Here is a 20,389-nt window from a genome sequence, read left to right on the forward strand (position 1 = left end):
AAGTTGGCAGTGGCTATATGGAGCAATGAACTGCCCTGAATTCCGCCTTTGATAATATAAAATTAAAGGAGGATTAACGATGTCTTTAATCAGCGTAAATAATTTGACCTTTGCTTATGAAGGATCATATGAAAACATATTTGAGGATTTGAGTTTCCAAATTGATACTGACTGGAAACTCGGTTTTACTGGACGAAATGGGAGAGGCAAGACCACATTCTTGAAGTTACTGCTCGACAAATATGAATACAGCGGATCAATCTCAGCGAATGTGGATTTTGAGTATTTTCCATATGAAGTGGACCACACAGATTATCTTACAATTGATATAATTCGAGAAATTGCATCAAATGTGGAGGATTGGAAAATCTCCAAGGAGCTTTCCTTACTTGAAGCAAAAAATGATATTATGTACAGACAGTTTTATACCCTGTCCAAAGGCGAGCAGACGAAGGCGATGCTTGTGGCATTATTTCTCAAAGAAAATGCCTTCTTACTGATAGATGAGCCTACCAATCATCTTGATGCTGCGGCAAGAGAAACCGTAAGTAGATATCTTGAGGGTAAAAAAGGTTTCATTCTGGTATCTCATGACCGGTACTTCCTTGATAATTGCATAGATCATGTCCTCGCTATCAACAGGACAAATATAGATGTTTGCAAGGGAAATTTCAGTCAGTGGTGGGAGCACAAGGAGCAACAGGATTCCTTTGAGATTTCCGAAAACGAAAAATTAAAAGGTGATATCAAAAGGCTGTCTGTTGCAGTAAAAAGAACAAGCGATTGGTCAGACCGCGCTGAAAAATCAAAAAAAGGAACGACCAATTCTGGTAGCAAATTGGATAAGGGATATGTGGGCCACAAGGCAGCTAAGATGATGAAACGTGCCAAGAATATCGAGGTAAGGCAAGTAGTGAAAATAGAACAGAAATCAAGGCTATTGAAAAATAGAGAAACATCGGAAAGCCTTAAAATAACGCCACTTAATTTTTATAATGATACACTGGCTGAGTTTGCAGATCTATCGATCTCATATGGAGACCGAATAATTTGTGATAAGGTAAATTTCAAAATTTGCCAAGGTGATAGGATCGCTCTTAAAGGCAAAAACGGCTGTGGTAAATCAAGCCTGATAAAGCTATTATGTGGAGAGAATATACCGCATATAGGAGAATTGCGAAAAAATAACCGACTGACGATATCTTACGTTTCGCAGGTAACAGACTATTTGTGTGGCAGTCTTTCAGCGTTTGCTGACATGCATGGCATTGATGAAAGCTTGTTTAAAGCAATCCTAAGAAAACTGGATTTTTCAAGAGAACAGTTTGATAATAATATAGAGAATTTCAGTGGAGGTCAGAAGAAAAAGGTGCTAATTGCAAGAAGTCTGTGCGAAAAAGCACATCTGTATATTTGGGATGAGCCATTGAATTTTATTGATGTTGTATCAAGAATGCAGATTGAAGAATTGTTGCTTAAATTTCATCCGACAATTATCTTCGTAGAACATGACAGAAATTTTTTAGAAAATATAGCAACAAAGATAATTGAGTTATAGGATTCTTCAAACACGGTAATGAAGATAATATTGTTTTTTTTCGTATTTCAGATTAATGAAAAATAAGCACTAAAAATTTGAATCCATTTTGCATATCAGTAGAAGACTGTCAATAAATAATTGGCAGCCTTTTTTATAGAAGCGGAAAAGAATCAAGAGTTAAAGAATAGAAAGGTTGAGAGCATAGATAAGAAAGATTTTTTGCTGTATTGGGAAGTTGAAATGGTCGCAGGATACAAAGTACTGCAACACTATGTTTAAATCAGAGTTATTTTGATATAAACATGACGAGGGGACGTTTCAGGACCTGTGAAGAAGCCCTGTTTTTTGATCGTTCATAAAATTCGAGTGAATGATTTTCAGAAAACGAAATTAATTCTAAATCTGACGAAAATTTCAGAGAAACAAGAAAGAATAGCGGTCATGATGGCCGCTATTCTTTTTAAATTTACGGCAATAGCAGCCAGCTTTGCCTGTTTGGACATCGCAACCAGACCGTAACTTTTCGCCCGGCCTAGTCCATGGAATTGTTTGAGCTCTGCATTTTTCCCTTCAATGCTGGCTCGCTTTTTATATTTTTCTTTAAAATCATCGATTTTCTGACTTTGGGAGATTTCATAGAATTCTAATGTATTGATCCCGGTATAGAGTGTTTTTTGCACTGCTTTTTTGGCGCAGTCATCGTGTTTTGGACAGGTCCTACAGGTTTCTTTCTCAAAGTAGTACCGATAGCCTTCCGGTATGCCACTTTTTGCATCTTTTCGCTTTCGCTTGAAGTACTTCCGGCTGACGGTTTCATTTCCCTGACTACAGAACCACTGATCGGAATCTTTGTTGTAGGAATATTCACTTTCATCAATACGATAGGCTGCACTGCTGACGGGAACGTAAGAGTGTCCTTCAGCAATTCTTCAATCAGGGTGCCATCAATGCTCACGCTGTTGTTATTAAGAATTCCCTTTGTTACACATTGTCTGACAATTTCGATAATGATCTCATCCAGCAGCTGTTCGCCCAGTTTCAGTTTTCTGAATTTTGATAGCAGACTTCTTTCGGGCCAGGTATCTTCGGGGTTGATGTCCAGAAAATAGAGATAGGTCCGATTGAAACTGGCATCAACGATCACTTTTTCGTCGGAAAGATTGTAGATATGCTGCAAAAACAAAAGCTTACACATCAATTCCGGTTCTTTGGCGGGACGGTCAAAATTTTCACAGTAGGTATCTTTCAACAATTCATTGATAAAGCTGAAATCAACAGCTTTTTTTTATCTGTATGATGATATGACTCCCCCCCTCCCCGATTGGTTGGTTTTGTTTGCACTTAGTATACCAGTCAGGGTTATTATTTTGCTCAGTTTTATAACTATTTGCTCTTTTATTTGCCTAATCTCATCGCATTTCCATGCGGTCACTGGACCTTATCATACACAGCTGATTTTATTTGTTTTTTAGATTGATTGAAGCAGATTGGGGTAGAACATAAATAAAAAATTGGAAAATATAATGGTTTTTGTGCATTTAGGAGTTAGTTGAGGTATTGGAGGTGCGAAATGGAAACCATAAGTAAAGCAATAAAAAAAAAGGATCATGACTCGAAAATAAGCGGCCAAGCGCTTTATGCGGATGATTATGTAATGAACGGTATGCTTTATGGCAGGCTACTGGGATCATCCAAGGCCAGGGCCCGTATTACCGCTATTATTATTCCCGATTTGCCCGAGGGTTACCTTGTGGTGGACAAGTACGATGTACCGGGGACAAACAGGGTCCAAATTATTCAGGATGATACGCCGGTTTTTGCCGAGGAAACAGTGGAGTTTGTGGGCGATCCGATTTTAATGGTCGTCGGGCCGGAATATAATAAAGTGGAGAGCATTCTGGAGAATATTGTGGTTTTATATGAAGAATTGGTCCCCACCTTTAACATGCGCAAAGCAGATACGGTTTTCTTTGATTATCATTATGCCAAGGGCGACTTTGACAAGGCACAAGATGAAGCTGATCATATTTTTGAGGAGACTTTTCAGACCGGTCATCAGGAACATGCTTATCTCGAAACCCAGGGTATCATTGCTTACCCTCATGCTGGGCGCATGGTGATAAGAGGTTCCATGCAATGTCCATATTATGTGCATACTGCAGTCACCAAAGCACTGGGCTATGATGCCAGAAACGTTCAGGTTATTCAGGAGACCACTGGCGGTGGTTTTGGCGGCAAGGAAGATTTCCCATCAATACTCGCTTGTCAGACTGCTGCCGCAGCCCTAAAAACGAACCGGCCGGTGAAGGTTATTTTTAACCGGCGTGAAGATATGGCGTTTACTTCCAAACGCCATCCCTCAGTCTGCACCTATAAAGTCGCGGTTAAGGACAACATGATTACCGGTATGGGCATTGACCTGATATTAAACGGCGGCGCCTATACCACGCATTCATCGGTTGTTTTACAACGGGCGCTGATTTCTTCAAGCGGAGTATATAAAATTGACAATCTCCGGGTTGCCGGCCGTGCGGTGAAGACCAATATGGTACCGAGTGGTGCCTACCGGGGCTTCGGCAGTCCCCAGACTATTTTTGCCCTGGAAATGATGATGGATCATGTCGCCCGAAAATTAGGAACTGAATCACTGGAATTCAAAGAAAAACATATGGTTAAACAGGGGGATACCACAGCTACCAGTGGAAAACATCATTTTCATGTGCCTCTTCCGGAAATGATTCAGCGCATCAATGAGCTGACAGATTATCCGGCTAAGCGTAAACGGTACAGTCGACAGAGCGGTCGGTACCGCAGAGGCATGGGCTTAGCCCTGTCTTTTCATGGCTGCGGTTTCACCGGCAGCGCCGAAGGTGAACACATTAAGCCGGTGGTCAGAATCAGAAAAGCCGCCGATGATCAGGTAGAAATTCTCACCGGGAATACGGATATGGGTCAAGGTTTGAAAACAACTTTCTGTAAAATTGTAGGGGAAACTCTGGGCATTCCCTTTGAGCAGGTGCTTATCGAAAATCCGGATACCGACCGTGTGCCGGATTCCGGACCTACGGTGGCAAGCCGTTCGATTATGATAGTTGGATCCTTGTTGCAGCAGGCGGCTGAAAAACTGAGGCAAATATGGCAGACGGGTGAAGAACAGATTGTCGAAGAACATTATGTCGAACCGAAATTTATTATTCCATTCGATCTTGAACGATTTAGGGGAGATGCCTATCCCACCTATTCCTGGGCGGTGAATGCGGTAGAAGTGGAAATCGATACCCTGACCGCCGAGACCAGGATTCTCGGAGCCTGGGGTATTTATGATGTGGGGGTTCCCATCGATTTGAATATCATCCAGGGTCAGATGCAGGGGGGCCTCCTCCAGGGGATTGGGTATGCGGCAATGGAAAAAATCGATTATAACGCCCAGGGTATAATCCGAAACAATAACTTCAGTGATTACAGCATTCCCACCGCCATGGATGTGCCCAATCTGGTTACCGAAGTGATTAATAATCCCTATACGCATGGCCCTTATGGCGCTAAGGGTGCGGGTGAATTATCATTTGCCGGTGCCGCTCCGGCTTATGTTGAGGCCCTGGAAAACGCCCTGGGGGTTGATTTAAATAAGGTTCCCTTTACCATGGAAGATACCATGGGGGTTTTGCGGGAGGTGCACCACCATGATTAGCTTTATGCTTAACGGGACAAAGGTTGTTTCCACAGCCCGGGCCAACGAGCCCCTGCTTAATGTATTGCGCAATGAATTTCATCTTAGCGGGGTAAAGTGCGGCTGTAACGAAGGCGAATGCGGTGCTTGCGCAGTTATTCTGGATGGTCGCCTGGCAAACTCATGTATGGTGGCTCTAGGCAGTATTCAGGGAAGTAAGGTTATAACCATTGAAGGGTATCGTACTACTGAGCGTTTTACAGTTCTGGATATGGCCTATGCTTCAGTCGGTGCGGTCCAGTGTGGTTTTTGTATTCCCGGTATGATCCTGGCATCTGAATGTATTCTTGCCAAAAATCCCAACCCCACAAGAGCTGAGATTCAAGCAGGTATTTCAGGCAATCTCTGCCGGTGCACCGGTTACAATGCTATCGTCGCAGCGATTGGTATCGCAGCTAAGGAGGGGCAGGGCTTATGGTAAATGGTTATCAGGCAAGATCTTTGCAGGAAGCACTTGACATCCTTAGTAGTGAAGCGGTTATTCCGTACAGCGGGGGGACTGATTTAATGAAGAAAGCGAATGGAAATGCAACATATCTCTTCCTCAATAAGGTACCGGAAATGAAAAACATCCGGGAAGATAGAAAATATATTCGGATTGGTGCCGGATGTACGTTTACTGAAATTATTGAAAGTGAACTGACCCCTGCTATTCTTAAGGAAGCGGCCGCGCTGGTGGCAGCACCGGCTATCCGCAACCTTGGAACGGTGGGCGGAAATATCTGTAATGGCTCCCCAAAAGCAGATTGTGCCCTTATCTTTTTTGTGACGGATTCTAAATTACGTCTGGTCAGCAAAAAAGGCGAACGTGTTATTCCGATATCTGAATTTTATCTTGGCAGAAACCATACCATCTTGCAAAAGGATGAACTGCTTGTGGAGATTTTCATGAATAAAACCGGTTTTGAAAATTATTGCTATAAGAAGGTGGGGGCAAGAAAGGCTTTGACAATGTCGCGGGTGTCTTTTGCCGCCATACTGAATATGGCAGATGGTAAAATCACTCAATGCATGATCGCCTTCGGTGCTGTTGGCGAGGTTATACTCCGACGAAAAGAAATTGATGACATGCTAATTGGCAGGACTATTCCTGAGGCTCGGGCGGTAAAAGAAAATTATCTGGCGGCCTATGAACAGGCCATTAATCCTGTTCAAGGCAGAATTTCGGCCGAATACAAGAAGACCGTTTGCATGAATCTGCTGGGTGACTTTCTTGACAGCAAGGGGATTTAAACTTTAACATAATTCACTAAAAGATTAAAATTTCCATCATGCTTTTATGGCCCAGCGTAGTTTCGCAGAACGGGCACGGCCGTTGGTATTACATTCTTCCGGTGATGGCCGAATAGGGCCTTGTGCTATTTCCCGATAGACGCCTTCTCGAAAAAAGCGTTTAAACGATTTTTTAACCAGGCGATCTTCACCGGAATGAAATGAAAGGATGGCAACCCGACCACCCGGGGCAAGGGTTCCGGGTATCTTTTCTAAAAATTCATATAATACTTCGAATTCATCATTGACATCAATTCTTAAGGCCTGAAAGCAGCGCTGACAGGATTTTTTAATAGCATCTTTCCCATTTTGTCCGGGAATACAGCTTAGCGCATCTTTGATGACTTCCTGGAGCTGGGTGGTTGTTGATATCGCGATTCCTTTTTTCCTTTGGGAAATAATAGCGCCAGCGATTGCTGCAGCATTAGGCTCGTCGGCGTTTTCGATCAGCATCCCTTCTAATTCATCCAGCGAAATTGTTTTTAAACGATCGGCGGCAGAAATACCTTTGTCGGGATTCAGCCGTAAATCCAACGGCCCTTCAAATTTAAATGAAAATCCCCGTTCCGGATTGTCTATTTGCATGGAAGAGACACCCAAATCGGCTAATACAAAATCCAGTGGCCCTGATGCTAAAGCAATTTGATCGATATCGGAAAAGTTCATTTGTCTGAGAGTTAAAATTTCGGAGCCATAGCCAAGGCTCTCTAAGCGCTTTTGGGTCCGGGGTAACTCAATGGAATCGACATCCATTGCATACAAGTGCCCCTTAGAATCCAAGCATTTAAGCATCGCTAAGGTATGACCGCCAAAGCCCAGGGTTGCATCCAATCCCGTTTGTCCCGGCGTGATTTGCAGGAATTCCAGTATTTCTTTAACGCAAATGGAACGATGCATGCCCGCCGGCGTACTGCCCTTTTGAATAACTTTTTCCACGGTGTCGGCATATTTCTCGGGTTGCAGTTCCTTATACTTATCTTTATAAGCTTTAGGGTGCGTGCCTTTATAGCGCGGACGCCGCTGATGTTTTTGCTCTTGATTATCCATTGCACAACCATCGTAATTTGGAGTTTATGAATTTGGAATTTGAAATTGATGTACTATGAAACGCTTTACTCATTTTTTCCACCTTTTTAATAGCTTTTTGTATTTGCTTTTATAAATTATATAATATCAAATACAATTCATAAAAGCAAATCAAGGTTGGCAGTACCCTTATAATAATCATGCAACTGGAGATCCGGGAAAGTAATCCGGGACAGGTAACCGCGTCATAATTGGATTGGCGGAGCAGGAAAAGGAGGTGACTAAGGAAATGTATAAAAAAATCACAGCCCAGGAGGCAAAGAGTATCATTGACAGCCGTGAAGAGGTTATAATTTTGGATGTGCGCACTCAGAAGGAATTTGATGAAGGATATATCGAAAATGCTGTTTTAATCCCTCATACAGAAATTGAAAACCAGGCACCAGGTGTCTTAACAGATAAGAATGCAAAAATTTTAGTCTATTGCCGTACCGGTAGCCGCAGTGCAGTGGCGGCTAAGAAATTAGCAGAAATGGGTTATGCCAACGTTTATGATTTCGGCGGTATCGTGGATTGGCCCTATGGCGTGGTTGTAAAATAAGGGCTGAATCCTAAGTTAAAAACCGGTTCAGGAACTTTACGCAAACTTATTATATTTATCGTTGGCTGGTTTGATAGAATTTTTATGATTGGGGTACTCAATAAAGAAATAAAAAGTAAGGAGGAAGTGGAATGTTAAAAGCCAATACAGGGGCGAGTACTGACAAAATTGCCAAAAAAGCAGGTGGAGAAGCGGCTAAAAAGGCCAAAGCCGGACTTGGCGATATTAAAATGGCCTTTGCTTACGCAAGCTATACGTATGATTTGGATGATATGCTGGCAGGAATTAAAGAGGAATTGCCAGGCATCCCGATTATCGGAAATACATCCTTTACAGGGGTTATTTTGCCTGAGGGTTTTATTTCGGGCGAGGAGGGTTTTCTTGGCATGCTGCTACTCGGGGATCCGGATTTAAAGGTAGGGATTGCAGGTGTGAAAAAAGGTGAAAGTGCGATTTCTGATGGTAAAAAAGTGGCTCAAAAAGCCATGGAAAACGCAGGAAAGTCAGAACCACCCAGTTATTTTTACATGGTGGCGCCTCCGGGAGAGGAAGAATATTTTTTAAAGGGCATTACCGAGGTTATTGGGAGAGTGCCTTTCTTCGGCGGGAGTGCAGCAGATAATGCCATCGCCGGGGAATGGAAGCTTTTTACAGCTGAGGGATCCTTTGCAGATGGGGTGGCAGTGGCTTTTTTCTATACGGACAAAGAAATGAAAAATCGTTTTACCGGAGCTTATCATGAAACGAAAGACCGGGGCATTGTCACCAAAGTCAGGGGCGACCGGACCCTGGTAGAAATTGACGGAGAGCCGGCATTGGAAAAATATGCAAAATGGTTGGGTGTCGATGTGGCATCATTAAAGAACGGCAACTTGTTGGCAGCCGCGATTACCGCGCCTCTTGGGGTTAAAGACCGTTTGGGGGATTTAGTCGCCATCCGTCATCCTATGAATGGGAATGCGGATGGTTCTATGGCCATTGGCAGTAAGATAACCGAAGGGACGGCAGTCATTCGCATGGAAGCCACCGTCGATGACCTCATTGAATCCTCGGGAAACGAATTAAGGGCATTAAAGGGAAAAATGGCAGGGACTCCTGGAGCATTTCATCTGGTTCATTGCGGCGGCAGGCGGGCAGGGATTGGCGATCGGATTGAAGAGGTGGTGAAACAAGTAAAAGCCGCAGCCGGGGAGGTTCCCTTTATTATGGAATTTACATTTGGAGAATATGGGTTTGAAGCAGATGGTATTAATACCTGCGGCGGTTTGATGTTGTCCTATACCGGATTTGCAAAGTAAGCATTAAATTTGTGGAAAAAGTTCGCCTCAAAATGGCAAGGGAATAAACGTTCCCTTGTCATTTTCCCTTGTTATTCGGAAAAACATTTAAATGATCAGTAATTTAAACAATTAATATGCTATAATTTTTACAGTTACTCAGTAATAAGGGGTAGCTAAACCAGCACAGAATTTGAAACTATTTTATTACGGCCAGTGTGGAAACGTTTATCTAAAAATATTAAGCCAGGAAAGAGAAATGACAATGATCGAAATTAGGAAGCTTATAATTTTTATGTTTGTTAGTCTGCTGCTGATTTATACCTATAAACTTCTTTATGCAACACGGCATAAGAATGATAAATCATACATATTTATTATCATGATCTGTGGGCTCAGTGTATTGTCCGTTGCTACTTTTTTAGACCTGATTTCAGGAATTTTCCGAATTCCCTATATTTATATAAGCATAAAAGCATGCTTTACCCTGGGCGGAATTTTATACATTATTGGAATAATATTATGGACGGATTTCACTAAAAAAATGCTCAATGACCTTGAAAGAATGGCTACTATGGATTCGCTGACCGGTTCATTTAATCGAAATGGGTTAAGAAAAGTATTCGAGACATTGATCAAAGATAAAAAACAATTTTATCTTGTTGTCTGTGATCTTGATGGCACCAAATTAATTAATGATACCCTGGGCCATATAGAGGGGGATCGTTTTATCTGCAACACATGCCGGATCATGATTGATTCGGTGGGGCAGTACGGACGGGTTTCGAGATTTGGCGGCGATGAGTTTGTGATACTCTTGGAGCAGAATGAAGTATTGAAAATTGAAAACGTAATTTTGAATATTAAAGAAGAGATTTCAAGGCTTTATCCACAGGATAACTTTGGTGTCAGTATCGGCTATGCAAGTTTCTATAAAGAAGGTCGAGCATTTGAAGAGTTAGTTAAGGTGGCTGATTCCAGAATGTATGAGGATAAAAAAAACAACCACACCAGGTACCCGGACCCTGGTGATAAAGAACCGGCCAGGCTTATTGATATTCTGGAGTATGCAGAATAAATAACTCAAGATGAGGCCGATCATATAAGAAATAAAGGTTGCGGTTAGTCGGCAAGTTCAATAAATCGTTTAATTAAAATGCCCCCATAGGAATTTTGACAAGAGGCAGCGCAAAGGAAATTTTCAGTGCATTCCGGGTGAAACTGTACGCCCCATATCTTTTCACCGTATGAAACCGCATGATAGGGTTCGAAATTGTTTTTGGCCAGAATTACGGCATTTTTGGGCAATTTGGTCACTGTCTGAAAATGTGAGGCGTAGGCAGAAAAGTGGGCTGGCAAGACACTGAGCAAGGGATCTTTTTTGCCTTCTTCGGTCAGATAAATTTCAACTTCACCCTGTTCCGCTCCCAGGGAATGGTAATCCACGGAGCCCCCAAAGGTTTGAGCCAAAAGCTGATGCCCATAGCAAATGCCCAGAATGGGGATTTTTTTCGTGACAATATCCTTTATCCAGTGCGAGGTGGCAATACTCCAGGGGTCAAAGTCGGTAATCATCGCAGGCGACCCGGTAATGATGATGGAAGATACATCTTCCATTAGATCGGAGACGCTCTCAATCAGACCGGGAATACTGTCTTCATGGACGGAAACAACTTTTACATCCTCATAGGGAATGCCGGCACAGCCGGCAATGCGAAGATCACAATCCCCGCATTTTGAAATAATTGATTTGTCGGAAAGGCCGGTTTTAATAATAAGCAGCTTACTCATAAGAATCCCCTAACAAAATATTTGCCTGGTTTTGACAACCAAAAGCTGTGATTTTGATTATAACATAATTCAGATCCCAAAGAGAAAAATTTTAGGGAATCATCGAAAAGGGGAGGTAGAAAAATGAAAAAAATTGTTGTCATGATTTTGGCGGGATCGTGGATTGGCCCTATGAGGTAGTTAAATAATAAAAAACGGCAGCTCCAAAATTAGATGGGATCTCTAATATTTGAAGTTGTCGTTTTTTTATGTCTGTTCATGACAGGAAATAAAACCTTAATTATAAAATTATTTAAAATTTCTAGGCCAGATCGTTATCCTCCAGGGCCAGCTTAGCAGCCGGAAAAGGTTCCAAAGCCCGGCTGAGAATGCCCTGAACATAGGCGATGAGCATGCCGTAATTGGTGATGTACACGCCTTTTTGTCTGGCCGTGCGGACTCGGTACTGCATTTCCCGGCGATTGAGCATGCAACCCCCACAGTGGACGATGACGGCGTATTCAGAAATATCTTTGGGATAATGGGCGCCGGCGGCCCAGTTAAATTCAATGTCGCCGCCGGCAATCTGACGGATCCAACGGGGAATTTTGACCTTGCCAATATCATCTGACTGGCGATGGTGGGTGCAGCCTTCCACAATCAGGACCTTGTCACCCGGAACCAGTTGTTCAATGCGTTTAATGCCCTTTACCATTTCAGCAAGATCAGATTTCTGGCGGGCAAACAGGATGGAAAAAGAGGTTAAGGGGATTCCGGGCGGGGTGTCTGCCGAGACCTTTAAAAAGGCCTGGGAATCGGTAATGACAATGGCCGGGGGTTTGTTTAAACCTTCAAGGGTATGCTTAAGTTCGTGCTCTTTGGTGACAATGGCGACAGCATCTTTTTCAATAATATCCCGGATCGTTTGTTGCTGGGGGAGGATGAGGCGACCCTTTGGTGCCGATTTATCAATCGGTGTCACCAGGATGACCATATCTCCGGATTCAACAAGATCCCCTACTAGGGCAGGTTCCACATCTTCGTAATTGGCATGGTCGATGATCATTTGCTTTACGGCTTTAATGCCGCTGCCATTGTAAACACTGGTAAAAGAAAGGGGGATTTTAATGGATTTTCTCAGGATATCGATTTCTTCCTTAGTGGGTTCGCCTTTATCGGACTTGTTTAAGACAAAAACACTGGGGATCTTTCGTTGGATCAGCTGATCAACGAATTCCTGTTCAAAGGCGGTAATGCCGGTTTCGATATCCGCCACCACAATGGCAAAGTGACATTTTCTCAGGACTTCGTATGTTTTTTCAATTCGCAGCAGGCCCAGTTCGCCGGCATCATCCAAGCCTGCGGTATCAATAAAAACCACCGGTCCAATCGGTAAGAGTTCCATGGTTTTGTAAACCGGGTCGGTGGTTGTTCCGGCCACATCGGATATGACTGCCACGGACTGGCCGGTCAAGGCATTAATCAGGGAAGATTTTCCGGCGTTTCGTTTGCCAAAAAGACCAATTGCCATGCGGCTTGCCATGGGGGTTTCATTCATACTATTATTCATGATTTGTATTGTCCTTTCTTATTTGAACTGGGAGAGGTGAGTCGTTCGGGTTTTAGGACCTCATCCAGGGTATCCTTATCCATCCAGTTGTTTTCAATGATAATTTCCTTAATGGATTTTCCGGTTTCGTTAAAGACCAGTGCGGCAACCGTGGCGTTATCATAACCAATGGTCGTGGTCAGAGCGGTGAGCATAACGGTGCTGTTGTCCAGGTTTTGGCGGCAGGCCCTTTCATTTGCCGCAATGCCCTCAATGCAGCGTTTGATAAATATGGGCAGGATATTTCTTAGGATATCCAGGGCTTCAAACAAATTTTTGGCAATCACCGGTAAAAAAGCATTGAGCTCCAGTTGTCCCGACATAGCGGCCAGGGTGATGGCGGTATCGTTGGCCATGATCTGAAAAGCCACCTGATTCACTGCTTCGGGAATAACCGGATTGACTTTTCCCGGCATAATCGAAGACCCGGCCTGAACCGGCGGCAAGGTGATTTCGCCAATACCGGCATAAGGGCCTGAGGCCAGAAGCCGCAGATCATTGGCGATTTTTGAAAGATTAACCGCCGCGGTTTTTAACAGTCCGGACACTTCCACAAAGACATCGCAGTTCTGAGTGGGGTCCATCATGTAGTCCGTCCGGGCAAGACTGATTCCGGTGAGATCCCGGAGGCGTTCAATCATATTAAAAATGTAGGCCCGAGGGGCATTCAGCCCGGTACCCACAGCAGTGCCCCCAATGTTAACCTGCCGGAGCCTTTCTTCAGCTTTGTAAAGTCGCCAGCGGTCCCGGGAAATAGCCTGAGCCCAGGCACCGAATTCCTGGCCCAGGGTGACCGGGACAGCATCCTGTAACTGGGTTCGTCCAACCTTGATGATTCGGGAAAATTCTTCTTCCTTTTCCTGAAGAGCGCTTTGAAGATCCGCAAAGGATTCGGTTACCGGTTTTAACAGGCGGATGGCAGCAATTCGCACAGCGGTGGGAAAAACATCATTAGTGGATTGATGCATATTCACGTGATCCAACGGATGAACCAGATCATAGTCCCCTTTTTTACCGCCTAAATGTTCAATGGCTCGGTTGGCAATGACTTCGTTGGCATTCATATTGGCCGAGGTGCCGGCGCCGCCCTGAAGACAGTCCACCACAAAATGGTCGCGGAGAGCGCCGGCCAGAATTTCATCACAGGCGATGATAATGGCTTCTGCTGTTTGCTCATCCAAAACACCGATATTGCGGTTGGTGATGGCAGCAGCTTTTTTGATGGTTACCAGAGCATCCACCAGTTCCTTATGGATGGCAACAGCTGTGATATGAAAATTCTGTAGGGCCCTGAGAGTATGAATACCGTAATATGCCGTGTCTTCTATTTCCAGTTCACCGATTAGGTCGTGTTCTTTTCGCATTTTTCCCTCATTTCAAAAAATAAAAACTCCCTTTCTGAAAAATAGACAGAAAGAGAGCGACATAGCAAAAATTATACACGTTGCCAAATGCGCACCTTTCCGGTCAGAAAACTCTTTTCGGTTAGGTTGAATTATAAAGTATCATCTCAGCGACGTCGTCTGCTGAGATGATAACTAATTAACGTTTACAATTATCTTAGCATTGTTTTGCTGGCTTGTCAAAGAAGATTGATGATAAAAATTTACATTTTTTGTGTTGTATCAAGTGCCGATCCAAAACTCAGGCATTCATTATCAAAGTTAAGCTATTCCCGAGAATCAGAGGTTTGGTTCCAACAGGTCGGCCAGGGCTTTGGCCTGTAAAACATCGGAAATTGCCAGTACCTCATCTTTTACCTGCAAAACCGTGCTCCCGGTGGGGATGAGCAGCTGATCATCTCGAATCACCGCGACCAGCACACATTCACAGGGTAGGTTGAGCTCTTTCAGGGACTTGCCGGCAACCAAAGAAGCCGGATGTATTTTTTTTTGCACCAGCGAATATTGGCCCTGGTGCAGCTTAAGCAGGGTTATCATATCACCCAGTGACATTTCTTCAGCAACCACATGGGCCATCAGGTCGGCCTCGCTGAGTCCCACATCCACACCCATTAAAGGTGTGAACAGCCAGGTGTTTTTGGGGTTATTGGCCCGGGCAATCACTCGCTTCACATTGTATTCGAACCGGGCCAAGGTTGACACAACCAGATTTCCTTCGTCAGAGGGTGTTACTGCGACCACAACATCGGCCTGCAAAATACCGGCAGTTTCCAAGACCCCGGGATCGGTGAAGTCCCCGGGAACAACGGTGCCCGGGGGTAAGTCCCGCTGAAGGATCCGCAGGTGCTTTTCGCGCATTTCAACAACTTTGATATCATGGCCGTCTTTAAGGAGCAGCGAAGCCAGATACGAACCAACCTGACCGCCACCCACGATAATCACATTCATGGTTTTATAGTCCTTTCTGCTTACTTCAAACCCAATACATATTTCAGCTGATCCATTGAGGTGCCGGCGACGGCCAGGTGAATGAAATCTCTTTCCAGAAATTCTGTGCCCAGTGTCGGTAAAAAGGTTTTATTGTTCCGACTGATGCCAATAACCTGAATCTCCCCGGGGATGGTTAATTCTTTAACCCGTCGACCCACCAGCAGGATGGGGACCTCAATTTCCACAATATCCACATCCCCGCTGCCGATGCTCAGTACTGTGCCCAGCGGTGAAAAACAAAGCAGGTCAACGATTCGGTTGATCCCCCAGGCGGTGGGGTCAATGGTTTGAAGGCCCAGACGATTATAAATTTGGTCTTTGCGCACATCCTTTAGCCGGGCAACAACTTTCGGAACATGGAAAACCTGACTGGCCACCCGGGCGATAACGGCATTTACTTCATCGCTGAAAGTCACTGCTGCCAGGGCATCGCTGTGCTCAATGTCAGCTTCCAGCAGCACATCGCGGTCAAAACCAAAACCGACAAGCGTACGGCCCTTGAACGATGGGTCCAGCAGTTCAAAGGCCGTCGCATCCAGATCAATAACGGTGACGGTATGACCGATTCGGGTCAGACTAAGGGCCAGACCAGACCCCACCCGGCCACAGCCGACAATAATAATTTTCATTTAGAAACCTCCTCAGAGCTGTTCTTTTTTCGGTCGGCGCGTTTGTCCCATCCACGGAGGAAGGCTTTACGCAGCTCATCCAACAAAATAATTACCGGTGCCCAGATTATCAGATAGGCCCATTGGCTTAAGCCAAGGGGGGCGGTGTTAAAAAGATCGTGAAAGATGGGAACATACATTAAGATGCAAATTAAGATAAGTTCCACGGCGATGCCAATTAATAGCAAACGATTGGTAAAAAAACCAATCGAGAAAACTGACGCCCGGTGGGTGCGGGCATTAAAGACCACCCCGACCTGGCAGATCACAATAGCCGTCAGGGTCATGGTCGTGGCCATCCGATAAATGGTACCGGAGTCGGCTAAGGGCACGCCGGGCCAGCCGTACTGCCAGTTCAGGAAAAAATACGCGGAAATGGAAATAACCGACTCCAACATGCCATACCAGAAAAATGCCAGCAGCAGCAGTTGGCGACTGAGCAGCGGTTCTTTCTGGGAACGGGGTGGGTGATCCATAATGCCGGCTTCCGGAAGTTCCGCGCCCAGCCCGATGGCGGGCACCATATCGGTGCCCAGATCCATGGCCAAAATCTGCATGATGGTAAGCGGCAGCGGAATACTTCCCCGGGAGAACAAAAATAAGATAAAGGGAGCGGCTTCGGACATATTGCTGTTGAAAATATAGACCGCGAATTTACGGATATTATTATAAACCGCCCGGCCTTCTTCCACCGCATTCACGATTGAAGCAAAGTTATCATCGGTCAGAATCATATCCGCAGCTTCTTTGGCAACATCGGTGCCGGATATCCCCATGGCCACGCCAATGTCCGCCTTTTTAAGGGCCGGGGCATCATTCACACCATCTCCGGTGACAGCCACCACGTGACCCATTTCCTGTAGGGCGGTGACCACCCGTAATTTTTGTTCCGGAGCCACCCGGGCAAAAATCACCTCATCCCCGAGCGCTTCTTTTAAAGTGGCGTCATCAAGCTCTTCCAAGTCAATCCCGGTCAGAATCCGGGGATGATCTCCCCCAATAATACCGATGCGTCGGGCGATGCTCTCGGCGGTGAGCCCATAATCACCGGTGATCATAATAATGCGGATACTGGAATGATGGCATTTTTCAACCGCTGCGGCCACCTCGGGCCGAGGCGGATCCGCCATGGCAACGAGTCCCAGAAAGGTCAGGTTCTGCTCAACCAATTCGGGAGTATAGGCACTCATACTGGCAGGCAGGGTGGCTTCTTCAGTTAGCCATCGCAGAGCCACAGCCAGGACCCGCAGGCCGCTTCGGGCATACCCATCATTGGCGGATATAATCTCGGTGCGCAGCGCTTCGGTCACCGGAGCATCCTGACCGCCACGGCGGACATGGGTACACAAGTCCAAGACTTCTTTGGGGGCACCCTTCACATAGGCAATCCGAACCGTCTGTGAGTCCGGATCTTTGATTTGGTGGATCGTGCTCATCCGTTTCCGCCGGGCTTCAAAGGGCAGCTCCCTGAGACGAGGCGTCAGAAGGGCTTCTTTAGGTAAGTCTAAACCGCTTTTTTGAGCAGCAACCAGCATGGCTGCTTCGGTGGGATCACCCAGCACCGTCCAGCGAGGGGCATCATCAGTGGGAGGAATAAGTCGGGCGTTGTTACACAGACTGGCCGCCACCAGCAGTTGACGCAAATCCTGATTTTGGGCTTGGGTAACCGGGTGATTGTCCGCTAATATTTCTCCCTGGGCGCTATCATAACCAACACCGGTGACTTTAAATGGCTGATTCGCCAGCCACAGATCGCTGACGGTCATTTCATTCTGGGTCAGGGTTCCGGTTTTATCGGTGCAGATGATGGTTGTACAGCCCAGGGTTTCAACCGCGGACAGCCGTTTAATCAGGGCATTGCGTTTGGCCATCCGCTGAACGCCCATAGCCAGGGACAGGGTCACGGTCGGCAGCAATCCTTCGGGGACAAAAGCGATAATCATACCCATGGCAAAGATAAAGCTTTCGGCGACATTGGCGTTGGGCAGCAGAATTGAGGCGATAAAGAAAAATACACCAATGCTCACAGCCATAACCGACACCGTTCGGGTTACCCGTTTAAGTTCCTTTTGAAGAGGACTTTGAACTTCTTTCTGGCTTTGGGTCATACCGGCGATTTTTCCAAATTCGGTGCTCATGCCGGTGGCAAAGACAATTGCTTTTCCCGATCCCGCCGCGACATTGGTTCCGGCAAAAACCAGATTAGGCTCCTCAGCCCGGGCTAAATCCGGCCGCAGTACCGGGTCTTTCGTTTTTTTGACAGCGTGTGACTCACCGGTGAGGGTTGATTGATCACACCTTAAATCAGCATCTTCAACCAATCGGGCATCCGCTGAAATGCGGTCCCCTTCCGCCAGCAAAATCACATCGCCGGGAACTAATTCCTCAGCCAGAATGCGCTGTTCTTCGCCATCCCGAAGGACCCGGGCATAGGATGGCAGCATTTTGCGTAGCGCTTCGGTGGCTTTTTCGGCTCTGAATTCCTGCATAAAACTGAAGACGCCGTTGATGATATTTACCAGCCAGATGGCAATGCCCAATTGTGGCAGCTGAGCAATAAAACCGATGATACCGCCAATCCATAAGAGTATCGCCATTAAGTGAGTGAAATTGGATAAAAATTTCCAAATCAGCGGCTTACCTTTGACTTCCTGGATGGTGTTGCTGCCATAGGCTTTTAGGCGCAGGGCCGCCTCAGTTTTAGGCAATCCGGATATGGCCGTTTCCAAGTCACTATAAACCTGGTTAACTGGTAATTGGTGAATCGTCTTTTCCGTTTCGCGGTTGATTTTCTGAGTAGTTAAAGTTTCCATAATTTTTCATTCATCCTTTAAATTCACTGGATTGTAAATGTTAATACCGAATGGCTCAGGCAGATCAAAAATTATTTGTATCAATAATCAGTGTATACCCTTTTAAAAATTTATATGCATAAGAAGTTAATCAAAAACACCTTGATGTCGTTTCATTTAATAAGATTGACAACGCGATAACTACTGGTTAAAATTAGCATAGCTAACGATTAAAGTAAAAGAGGGGTACTAAATGTTTAATATTGCTTCACGAATTGATAAACTGCCATCAACGCCCATGCTCAGAAAGATTCTGGTTTTGACTGGGATCGGTTGGATGTTTGATGCCATGGATCAGGGAATGGTTGCCGGTGTGATGGCAGCCATTGGTACGGAATGGGCCCTGAGTCCCGCTCAGTTGGGTCTTCTTGGTAGTATTGGTATGCTGGGAATGGCTTTAGGAGCGGCTTTATCCGGTATGGCCGCGGACCGCTGGGGAAGAAGAACGGTGATTATGTGGACCTTGATTATTTATGGGGTTGCCAGTGCACTTTCGGGTTTATCCGTCAATTTCACCATGCTTTTGGTATTGCGTTTTTTCACCGGCTTTGGCCTGGGAGGGGAATTGCCGGCGGCGGTTACCCTGGTCAGCGAGTACTCACCGACACGGATCCGCGGCCGAAATGTTATTATTCTTGAAAGCTTTTGGGCCTGGGGCTGGATTCTTGCAGCCCTTGTGGCATATCTGCTTATTCCGGTATACGGTTGGCGGATTGCTTTTTTTATCGGCGGGATCCCCGCGCTGTTTGCGGCCTATCTGCGAAAGGCTGTGCCTGAATCGCCGCGGTTCCTGGAGTCAGTCGGAAAAACCAAAGAAGCGGATGAATTGGTTACAGTTATGGAAAAACAGGCAGGGATTACAAATGATGTCATCAATGACTCAAACGCCGCAGAGCAAAAATTGGATAAGGTGCGGATTACGTTTCTGGATTTATGGTCAAAAAAATACCTTCGAACCACCGTTGTGCTGTGGGCAATTTGGTTTGGAATTAATTTTGGCTATTACGGTTTTGTTTTGTGGACCCCAACGTTGTTGGTGGCAAAGGGTTTTGCCCTGGCAAAAAGCTTTGAATTCACACTGATTATGTGTCTGGCCCAATTACCGGGTTATTTCAGCGCCGCCTATCTGGTTGAACGGGTTGGCCGCAAGAAGGTATTGACTCTATATTTTGCCGGTACCGCAGTGGCAGCCTGGTTATTTGGACATGCCGGAAGCGTCAATGAAGTGCTGGCCTTTGGCAGCATGCTTTACTTCTTTAGCCTGGGCGCCTGGGGCTGCGTTTATGCATATACACCGGAAGTCTACCCAACCGTTGTCAGAGCCAGTGGTTCTGGTTGGGCTGCCGCTTTCGGACGTCTTGGGGCTTTCACCGCGCCGTTTATTGTACCGGTTATTTATAAACTCTATGGGACAGAACTGGGTTATACCTATATATTTATCCTACTCACAGGGGTATTTGCCATAGTGGCGCTGATTGTTGCAGTCTTTGGAAGAGAAACCATGGGTAGATCCCTGGAAGAAATTTCAGCTAGCCAGGAACAAGCAGCATAATTAAAAAAATAAATTTGAATAAAAAGCTGTATGATTTGGTTTAATCCAATTCATACAGTTTTTTATTATATTGCATAATAATTGGGTATAAAAAAATAA

At 45.3% G+C, this 20,389-nt stretch carries 15 protein-coding genes and 1 pseudogene; 8 read left to right on the forward strand and 8 right to left on the reverse strand.

The window, feature by feature from the left end:
- The first annotated feature begins 79 nt into the window (after window positions 1–79).
- Entirely contained in the window at window positions 80–1,558 is a 1,479-nt protein-coding gene (abc-f, locus tag AKG39_RS05390; protein WP_050739347.1) for a ribosomal protection-like ABC-F family protein, read from the forward strand.
- Between the two features lie 359 nt (window positions 1,559–1,917).
- On the opposite strand, the pseudogene AKG39_RS05400 reads toward abc-f, so the two are convergent.
- A pseudogene (locus AKG39_RS05400) lies at window positions 1,918–2,816 on the reverse strand (transposase); the annotation flags it as partial.
- 294 nt (window positions 2,817–3,110) lie between these two features.
- Here AKG39_RS05400 and AKG39_RS05405 point away from each other — a divergent pair.
- The 3 genes from AKG39_RS05405 to AKG39_RS05415 are packed head-to-tail and all read left to right on the forward strand — an operon-like array spanning window position 3,111 to window position 6,503.
- Window positions 3,111–5,231, forward strand: a complete 2,121-nt coding sequence (locus AKG39_RS05405; RefSeq protein ID WP_050739350.1) for a xanthine dehydrogenase family protein molybdopterin-binding subunit — start codon at window positions 3,111–3,113, stop codon at window positions 5,229–5,231.
- Window positions 5,224–5,691 (forward strand): (2Fe-2S)-binding protein, encoded by a 468-nt coding sequence (locus tag AKG39_RS05410; protein WP_050739351.1) that lies wholly within the window; start codon window positions 5,224–5,226, stop codon window positions 5,689–5,691. Before AKG39_RS05405 ends, AKG39_RS05410 begins: the two co-directional genes overlap by 8 nt.
- Window positions 5,685–6,503, forward strand: coding sequence for an FAD binding domain-containing protein (locus AKG39_RS05415; protein WP_050739352.1), 819 nt, complete (start codon window positions 5,685–5,687; stop codon window positions 6,501–6,503). Before AKG39_RS05410 ends, AKG39_RS05415 begins: the two co-directional genes overlap by 7 nt.
- 36 nt (window positions 6,504–6,539) lie before the next feature.
- On the opposite strand, the gene rsmH is transcribed toward AKG39_RS05415, so the two are convergent.
- Window positions 6,540–7,589 (reverse strand): 16S rRNA (cytosine(1402)-N(4))-methyltransferase RsmH, encoded by a 1,050-nt coding sequence (gene rsmH / locus AKG39_RS05420; RefSeq protein ID WP_050739353.1) that lies wholly within the window; start codon window positions 7,587–7,589, stop codon window positions 6,540–6,542.
- Between the two features lie 268 nt (window positions 7,590–7,857).
- On the opposite strand from rsmH, the gene AKG39_RS05425 reads away from it, so the two are divergent.
- The 3 genes from AKG39_RS05425 to AKG39_RS05435 all read left to right on the forward strand — a co-directional run bounded on the left by AKG39_RS05425 (window position 7,858) and on the right by AKG39_RS05435 (window position 10,524).
- Window positions 7,858–8,169, forward strand: a complete 312-nt coding sequence (locus tag AKG39_RS05425; RefSeq protein ID WP_050739354.1) for a rhodanese-like domain-containing protein — start codon at window positions 7,858–7,860, stop codon at window positions 8,167–8,169.
- Between the two features lie 131 nt (window positions 8,170–8,300).
- Window positions 8,301–9,467: an FIST signal transduction protein gene (locus AKG39_RS05430; protein WP_050739355.1), complete on the forward strand. Its 1,167-nt coding sequence runs from the start codon at window positions 8,301–8,303 to the stop codon at window positions 9,465–9,467.
- A gap of 274 nt (window positions 9,468–9,741) precedes the next feature.
- On the forward strand, window positions 9,742–10,524 hold the full coding sequence (locus tag AKG39_RS05435) for a GGDEF domain-containing protein (protein ID WP_160316147.1): 783 nt from the start codon (window positions 9,742–9,744) through the stop codon (window positions 10,522–10,524).
- 44 nt (window positions 10,525–10,568) lie between these two features.
- Here AKG39_RS05435 and AKG39_RS05440 read toward each other — a convergent pair whose 3' ends face one another.
- The 6 genes from AKG39_RS05440 to AKG39_RS05465 all read right to left on the reverse strand — a co-directional run bounded on the left by AKG39_RS05440 (window position 10,569) and on the right by AKG39_RS05465 (window position 18,699).
- Window positions 10,569–11,237 (reverse strand): glutamine amidotransferase, encoded by a 669-nt coding sequence (locus tag AKG39_RS05440; protein WP_050739357.1) that lies wholly within the window; start codon window positions 11,235–11,237, stop codon window positions 10,569–10,571.
- A 301-nt stretch (window positions 11,238–11,538) separates the two neighbouring features.
- Window positions 11,539–12,786: a [FeFe] hydrogenase H-cluster maturation GTPase HydF gene (gene hydF, locus AKG39_RS05445; RefSeq protein ID WP_201780248.1), complete on the reverse strand. Its 1,248-nt coding sequence runs from the start codon at window positions 12,784–12,786 to the stop codon at window positions 11,539–11,541.
- A complete protein-coding gene (locus tag AKG39_RS05450; protein WP_050739358.1) occupies window positions 12,783–14,189 on the reverse strand; it encodes an aspartate ammonia-lyase in 1,407 nt (468 codons plus the stop codon). Before AKG39_RS05450 ends, hydF begins: the two co-directional genes overlap by 4 nt.
- Before the next feature lie 318 nt (window positions 14,190–14,507).
- Entirely contained in the window at window positions 14,508–15,176 is a 669-nt protein-coding gene (locus AKG39_RS05455; RefSeq protein WP_050739359.1) for a potassium channel family protein, read from the reverse strand.
- 20 nt (window positions 15,177–15,196) lie between these two features.
- Window positions 15,197–15,847, reverse strand: coding sequence for a potassium channel family protein (locus AKG39_RS05460; RefSeq protein ID WP_050739360.1), 651 nt, complete (start codon window positions 15,845–15,847; stop codon window positions 15,197–15,199).
- The gene (locus AKG39_RS05465; protein ID WP_050739361.1) at window positions 15,844–18,699 is read right to left on the reverse strand and encodes a cation-translocating P-type ATPase; all 2,856 of its coding nucleotides are present in this window, start codon (window positions 18,697–18,699) and stop codon (window positions 15,844–15,846) included. Before AKG39_RS05465 ends, AKG39_RS05460 begins: the two co-directional genes overlap by 4 nt.
- A 232-nt stretch (window positions 18,700–18,931) precedes the next feature.
- On the opposite strand from AKG39_RS05465, the gene AKG39_RS05470 reads away from it, so the two are divergent.
- Window positions 18,932–20,290, forward strand: a complete 1,359-nt coding sequence (locus AKG39_RS05470) for an MFS transporter (RefSeq protein ID WP_050739362.1) — start codon at window positions 18,932–18,934, stop codon at window positions 20,288–20,290.
- Window positions 20,291–20,389: the final 99 nt, after the last annotated feature.

It is taken from the genome of Acetobacterium bakii, from assembly GCF_001263355.1.
Lineage (GTDB): Bacteria > Bacillota > Clostridia > Eubacteriales > Eubacteriaceae > Acetobacterium > Acetobacterium bakii.

Coding starts and splice junctions, on each gene's coding strand:
- abc-f (WP_050739347.1), top strand. CDS start 80: ATGTCTTTAATCAGCGTAAATAATTTGACCTTTGCTTATGAAGGATCA.
- AKG39_RS05405 (WP_050739350.1), top strand. CDS start 3,111: ATGGAAACCATAAGTAAAGCAATAAAAAAAAAGGATCATGACTCGAAA.
- AKG39_RS05410 (WP_050739351.1), top strand. CDS start 5,224: ATGATTAGCTTTATGCTTAACGGGACAAAGGTTGTTTCCACAGCCCGG.
- AKG39_RS05415 (WP_050739352.1), top strand. CDS start 5,685: ATGGTAAATGGTTATCAGGCAAGATCTTTGCAGGAAGCACTTGACATC.
- rsmH (WP_050739353.1), bottom strand. CDS start 7,589: ATGGATAATCAAGAGCAAAAACATCAGCGGCGTCCGCGCTATAAAGGC.
- AKG39_RS05425 (WP_050739354.1), top strand. CDS start 7,858: ATGTATAAAAAAATCACAGCCCAGGAGGCAAAGAGTATCATTGACAGC.
- AKG39_RS05430 (WP_050739355.1), top strand. CDS start 8,301: ATGTTAAAAGCCAATACAGGGGCGAGTACTGACAAAATTGCCAAAAAA.
- AKG39_RS05435 (WP_160316147.1), top strand. CDS start 9,742: ATGTTTGTTAGTCTGCTGCTGATTTATACCTATAAACTTCTTTATGCA.
- AKG39_RS05440 (WP_050739357.1), bottom strand. CDS start 11,237: ATGAGTAAGCTGCTTATTATTAAAACCGGCCTTTCCGACAAATCAATT.
- hydF (WP_201780248.1), bottom strand. CDS start 12,786: ATGAATAATAGTATGAATGAAACCCCCATGGCAAGCCGCATGGCAATT.
- AKG39_RS05450 (WP_050739358.1), bottom strand. CDS start 14,189: ATGCGAAAAGAACACGACCTAATCGGTGAACTGGAAATAGAAGACACG.
- AKG39_RS05455 (WP_050739359.1), bottom strand. CDS start 15,176: ATGAATGTGATTATCGTGGGTGGCGGTCAGGTTGGTTCGTATCTGGCT.
- AKG39_RS05460 (WP_050739360.1), bottom strand. CDS start 15,847: ATGAAAATTATTATTGTCGGCTGTGGCCGGGTGGGGTCTGGTCTGGCC.
- AKG39_RS05465 (WP_050739361.1), bottom strand. CDS start 18,699: ATGGAAACTTTAACTACTCAGAAAATCAACCGCGAAACGGAAAAGACG.
- AKG39_RS05470 (WP_050739362.1), top strand. CDS start 18,932: ATGTTTAATATTGCTTCACGAATTGATAAACTGCCATCAACGCCCATG.